The sequence below is a fragment of the Bacillus sp. HMSC036E02 genome, assembly GCF_001836235.1.
Classification (GTDB): domain Bacteria; phylum Bacillota; class Bacilli; order Bacillales; family Bacillaceae_G; genus Bacillus_A; species Bacillus_A cereus.
Genome location: NZ_KV827871.1, coordinates 1 through 5,426, shown reverse-complemented (window position 1 = coordinate 5,426; position 5,426 = coordinate 1). Strand labels below are relative to the sequence as shown.

Genomic DNA, 5,426 nt, shown 5'->3' with positions numbered 1-5,426 from the left:
AGAATGACTCGTCTTTTTTGTGTTTTATAAAAATAAGAATGGCTGGTAAATCTCAGTTTATTAAAATTTCACTTTATTGTTCACATCAACAAGTTCAAAACGCTCACAGACGAGTAACATATCTTCAGAGAAATTAAGACCAATCTCATTTAGTTCCTTTGTAAAAAAACGAACATGGGTGTCTCTCCAGTAATTATAAGTACGATCTCCTTCGCCTTCAGCGATAGCGAATTCTTCGCTTACTTCATTCATTGGTGTTACAGTTACTTTTATTGTCTTAATAATAGCTACAGGTTCATCATTACTATTGAGTATAATACTATAATCATTAGTAGTCGGTAGCGATTCATTTTCTAATTCATAAAAAATGTGACCGGAGCATGTAGCTGTTTTAATACCGTCAATTACTAGTTGTGCAAGATAATTAGGGGCATCCCCAAATTGCCAAGCTGTAACAGATTCTGGTTTTTTGTTGTTTCCCCAATAAGTATCCCAATATGTCTGTGCTAATTGATTCATTTTTATCGTCACCTCACTCTAATTAATATTTAATCTCTTTATAATTCCTAGGAAATTTATTTATTTGTTATGCCTTTGTACTTATTTTTAATTTGTATCAGTGTGTTGCAAATTAAAAAGATACTATGTGGAGTGAATATAGTTTGTAAATATGTTCTGTACATATATGGAATCTTTAATTTTCCAATTGCATTTTATGATAAAGGATGTAGTTACTTAAAGAACGTTCAGATTATGAATGGTAGTTTATTATCACTATGCCATATTGAAGTGAGTAATACTAGAGTTAAAATAGATGAAAAAACTGATATTCTAAATTGAATATCAGTTTAATAATATGTGACTTATATGAATCTATAGCAATACGAAAAGCGTAAATAAGATAGCCAACAAAATACGATAGTACGCAAAAGGTTTTAAACCTATCTTCTCTAAAAGTTTTAGAAAAGTTACTACCGCTAGCATCGCTACTATAAAAGAGGTAATGAATCCTACCGCAAACATAGGGATGTCATCGACACTTAAATACTTCCAACTTTTTAGTAAGTCTAAGCCTGTAGCCCCAATCATTACAGGAAGAGCTATTAGAAAAGAGAATTCAGATGCAGTCTTATAATTTATTTTTGCTAATAGACCTCCAGAGATAGTAGAGCCAGCTCTAGAGAAGCCAGGGTATACTGCTAAGCACTGAAATAATCCGATTGTTAAAGCTTGGCGGTATGTTAAATCGTCCAGTGAATAGGCTGCTGCCTCTTTCTTTTTTACTTCTGCAAAGAGCATAAGAATTGCCCCTGCTACAAGTCCAATCACAACAGTGTATGGCTGGAATAAGTATGTTTTAATAATATCATGTAGTAGCAAACCAGCAACCACTGCCGGAAATACGCCAAGAAATACATGGAACGCGTTGAATTTTTTTTCTTTCTGTAGAAGAGGCTTAATATTACATAAAGAAACGAGACGTTTATGATATAAAATTGTAATGGCTAAAATTGCGCCTAGCTGAATAACAATTTCAAACGTTTTCGCTCTTTCTCCCTCAAAGCCTAATAAATGCCCGACTAATATAAGATGGCCAGTAGAGGATATAGGTAAAAATTCAGCTAATCCTTCTACAATACCGAGTATGAAGGCAATAATGATATCGCTCATAGTTTCACTCCTACAAATTAATGAATGTCTACTTTTTTAAAATAGAATAGTGTTGCAATAAATCCGGAAATTGTCGTTACTGCAATGATGATATAAGAATACTCTGGTGGATATGTCGGTTGTAATTCGTTATTTGCGATATCTAGAGTAGCGGTCCACGGGAATAAATCTTTATGCTTGGAGTTTACGAGCATAAGATTAGTCATTGTAATAATGACTGTTAATATAATGGGCGGTACATAGCTCTTCATTACAAGAGTTAGTAGCACAATAGGTGAAGACAATAGAAAGAGAAGTCCACCACATATTAAAAATTCTAGGAAAGAACCTAAAAGTAAAGAAATGTTAAAGCCAGGGAAGTTCCCCAATAGCCCTAATATTAAAGTAAGTGCCCAAGCGACTAAAGTTAGCATCATAATCCAAAGAAAGAGAATGATGAATTTACTTATAATAAAGCTAATGCGTGACACGGGGATAGTTAGTAAATTTTTCAGTGTATCTTCTGCATATTCACGGGTAAGCAAATATGCAACCACTACTCCATATAAGGGGAATCCTATAACTAAAGTAGTATATAAGTTAACGTCAGTGAATAATTGATGGAACCAAATAGTTGGAGTAGGCTGTTTTGTTTTTATATGTATATAAGAGGCTACTACAACTAAGAAAGGTGCGACACCAGCACCAATAATGCTAATTAAAAACATATTAGAGCGTTTTAGTTTTAAGAGTTCTGTATAGAGTAGATTAACCAATTGTTCCACCTCCAACTAGTTTGGTGAAATAATCTTCTAGTCTATCTTCGCTTATCATCATTTTTAATACTTCAACATCATTAAGAACGAACGTTCTGTTTATGTATCCTTGTTGTCCAAAATGAGAGTAAATACGAATATTTCCTTCATCATGTACTTCATAATCAAAAATTTGAAGATGATTTTCTAATAACATCACAGCTTTATCGTCATTATTCACTTGAAACTCTATGTACTTACGGTTTGCTTTGCGCAGCGTATCAAGAGAAACCTCTTCTAGTAACTTTCCTTCATGAATAATTCCGATACGATCGACCAACTGTTCTATCTCGGCTAATATGTGACTAGAAATGAGTATTGTTATATTTCTTTCTTGAGCTAAAGAATGAATAAGTTTTCGCATTTCTTTAATACCAATAGGGTCTAGTCCGTTAGTTGGTTCATCTAATATGAGTAGCTCAGGATAATGGAGAAGAGCGCGTGCAATTCCTAAGCGTTGCTTCATTCCTAAAGAATACTTTCCTACTAACTTTTTTGTCTCATGCTGCAAGCCTACTATTTCTAATGCTTCTTCGATAGCATTCTTTTTGTGAACCCCAATTATCTTTGCATTAATTAGTAGGTTTTCTTTTGCAGTTAAGTTTTCATAAAATCCTGGAACTTCAACTATAGAACCAATTCTGCTTAAAATATCTTTTTGATTTTGGAATAAGTTCTCTCCGAATATTTCAATCGTTCCGCTTGTAGGTTTTATAAGACTAAGCAGCATACGAATGGTTGTTGTTTTACCAGCACCGTTGCGGCCTATGAAGCCATAAATCTCTCCTTGTTGAACATTAATATTTAAATTATCTACTGATTTTTGATTGCCATATACTTTAGTAAGGTTAGTCGTTTTTATAATTGTATTTATAGGAGACACCTGCTTTCTATAAGTTCTTACTTACATCATAAAAAGGAAGGCTTAACTGCATATTAATCATTTCTTAACTATTTCTTAAAAGTATTGTGTTTTGGAACAGAAAAGCCAAAAGTAGTTCGTTTCCATGGAGTACTTTCAACCCATATATGCCCACCATTTTTTTCAACGAGTGCTTTAGAAATAGAGAGTCCGAGACCGCTACCACCAAATGAAGAGTTTCTTGATTGTTCGCTTCGGTACATTCGCTCAAATATGTTTTGTAAATCATGTTGTGGAATACCAGGGCCTTGATCCCAAATATGAAGTTTGTATTCTGCATCAGCTTCTAGCAGTTCGACTCCTATTGTTTTCCCATCCTTTCCGTAATAAATTGCATTTTTCATTAAATTACCGATAATCCGCATAATGCTTAGATGATCTGCGATGATAGGACAAGTAGACTCTGGTATGAGAATTTGCAGTTCGATGTTATGTTTTGAGAGCTCAGGTAAAAATTCAATCAAAACTTCTCTAGTAACTTCAGAAAAGTCGAGTTCTTCTTCTTTTAGTGGAAATTCATTAGCGTCTAGCTTCGCCATATTGAATATTTCATCAACTAGGTGTTTTAAGTTATTTGATTTCATGTAGAGTATTTTAAGATATTCTTGTTTTTCTATTTCAGAAGCAGCAACTCCGTCTTTCAAAGCATCTATATATCCGATAATGGAGGTGAGTGGTGTTCGTATATCGTGGGAGATACTAGACAAAAGTTGTTTTCTGGATTCCTCGGATCTTTTGGCTTCAATCTGAACCTGCTCTAATTTAGCTATTAGCTCGTTTATTGAAAAAACGATATTATGTAATGAGTGGTCATTGCTTGTGAATAATCTCGTTTGTAAGTTTCCTTTTAGTACACGACTTAATTTAGTATCCATTGCTTTACGATGTTGAATGAATTGTATTCTTGAAAAGAAGAGATAAATTGTAATTAAGATAAGGATAATAAATAAAGACATTTTTAATCTTGGGCCCATTTGTATGTTTAAAATCCCGCAAATGATAAGTTGTAATGAAATAAGGAAGAGGGTTTTATCAGTCTTCAAGCTTTTCACCTACAAACTTATAACCAATTCCCCATATAGTCTGAATGAATTTTGGATTGGAAGGGTCAATTTCTATTTTCTTTCTAAGTTTTCGAATATGTACCATAACGGTATTGTCATCTTCTATATAATTATCGTCCCACACATTTCGGAAGAGCTGTGTTTTTGTAAATACTTGCCCTGGGTTTGAAGTAAAGAATTTTAACAGTTCCAATTCTTTTCCGGTTAAGCTAATTTCTTCTTTGTTTGTATGAACTGTGTATGTATTTAAATTGATAGTTAGTCCTTTAAAAGATAAAGTTGTTTTTTCTTGAGCAGTATTGTTACTTCCGAGAACTAAAAAACGCCGCATAAGAGCTTTTACTCGTGCAATTACTTCGTGAATGCTGAAAGGTTTCGTAATATAATCATCAGCACCAATGCTTAAACCTAAAATTTTATCAACTTCGTGATCTTTAGCTGTGAGCATTAATATAGGTACGTTAGTTTTATCTCTAAGTTTTTTACATACCTCGATTCCATCTATTTTGGGCATCATAAGATCTAATATAACGAGGTTATATTTATTTTGATTAAATAAATGCAAGGCTTCTTCGCCGTTGATTGCAGTGTCTACCATGTATAATTCTCGTTCTAAATATATTTTTAATAAATTTCGGATTTCTTTATCGTCGTCTGCTATAAGGATACGTATATCTTTCATATCTTCACCTGCTTCTAATAGAGTTTTATTGATAGTACAACAACTCTCTAATTATATACTAGTATTTGTTAAAATAAGGTTGCTAGTTTTGTTGGAGGAAAACGTCCACACAAGTTAAGTCTAGAGTTCAAATTAACTTGAATATATTTGGAAAAATAAATTAAAGAGAAGCATAAGGTGTGCTCCGATAATGAAATCCTATAGAGACGTATCTAGCTAAAAGAGCATAAAAATATTAAATTGAAATTCTTTATAAAAAGGTGTTGACGATTATACTTTAGAGGTGTAATATA

6 protein-coding genes are annotated in these 5,426 nt (G+C 33.0%); all 6 read right to left on the bottom strand.

The genetic code is table 11. The annotated features are described in order from the left end of the window. Positions 1-60: 60 nt before the first annotated feature. On the bottom strand, positions 61-519 hold the full coding sequence (locus HMPREF2590_RS25070) for an ASCH domain-containing protein (protein WP_050821497.1): 459 nt from the start codon (positions 517-519) through the stop codon (positions 61-63). A gap of 354 nt (positions 520-873) precedes the next feature. Beyond that, positions 874-1,671 (bottom strand): undecaprenyl-diphosphate phosphatase UppP, encoded by a 798-nt coding sequence (gene uppP / locus HMPREF2590_RS25065; protein ID WP_050821498.1) that lies wholly within the window; start codon positions 1,669-1,671, stop codon positions 874-876. Between the two features lie 17 nt (positions 1,672-1,688). Continuing rightward, a complete protein-coding gene (locus HMPREF2590_RS25060) occupies positions 1,689-2,426 on the bottom strand; it encodes an ABC transporter permease (protein WP_000247716.1) in 738 nt (245 codons plus the stop codon). Further along, entirely contained in the window at positions 2,419-3,348 is a 930-nt protein-coding gene (locus tag HMPREF2590_RS25055; protein WP_000074579.1) for an ABC transporter ATP-binding protein, read from the bottom strand. Before HMPREF2590_RS25055 ends, HMPREF2590_RS25060 begins: the two co-directional genes overlap by 8 nt. 68 nt (positions 3,349-3,416) lie before the next feature. Continuing rightward, positions 3,417-4,430: a sensor histidine kinase gene (locus tag HMPREF2590_RS25050; protein ID WP_003311686.1), complete on the bottom strand. Its 1,014-nt coding sequence runs from the start codon at positions 4,428-4,430 to the stop codon at positions 3,417-3,419. Beyond that, positions 4,420-5,133, bottom strand: a complete 714-nt coding sequence (locus HMPREF2590_RS25045; RefSeq protein ID WP_000651991.1) for a response regulator transcription factor — start codon at positions 5,131-5,133, stop codon at positions 4,420-4,422. The genes HMPREF2590_RS25050 and HMPREF2590_RS25045 overlap by 11 nt, the downstream gene beginning before the upstream one ends. Positions 5,134-5,426 lie beyond the last annotated feature (293 nt).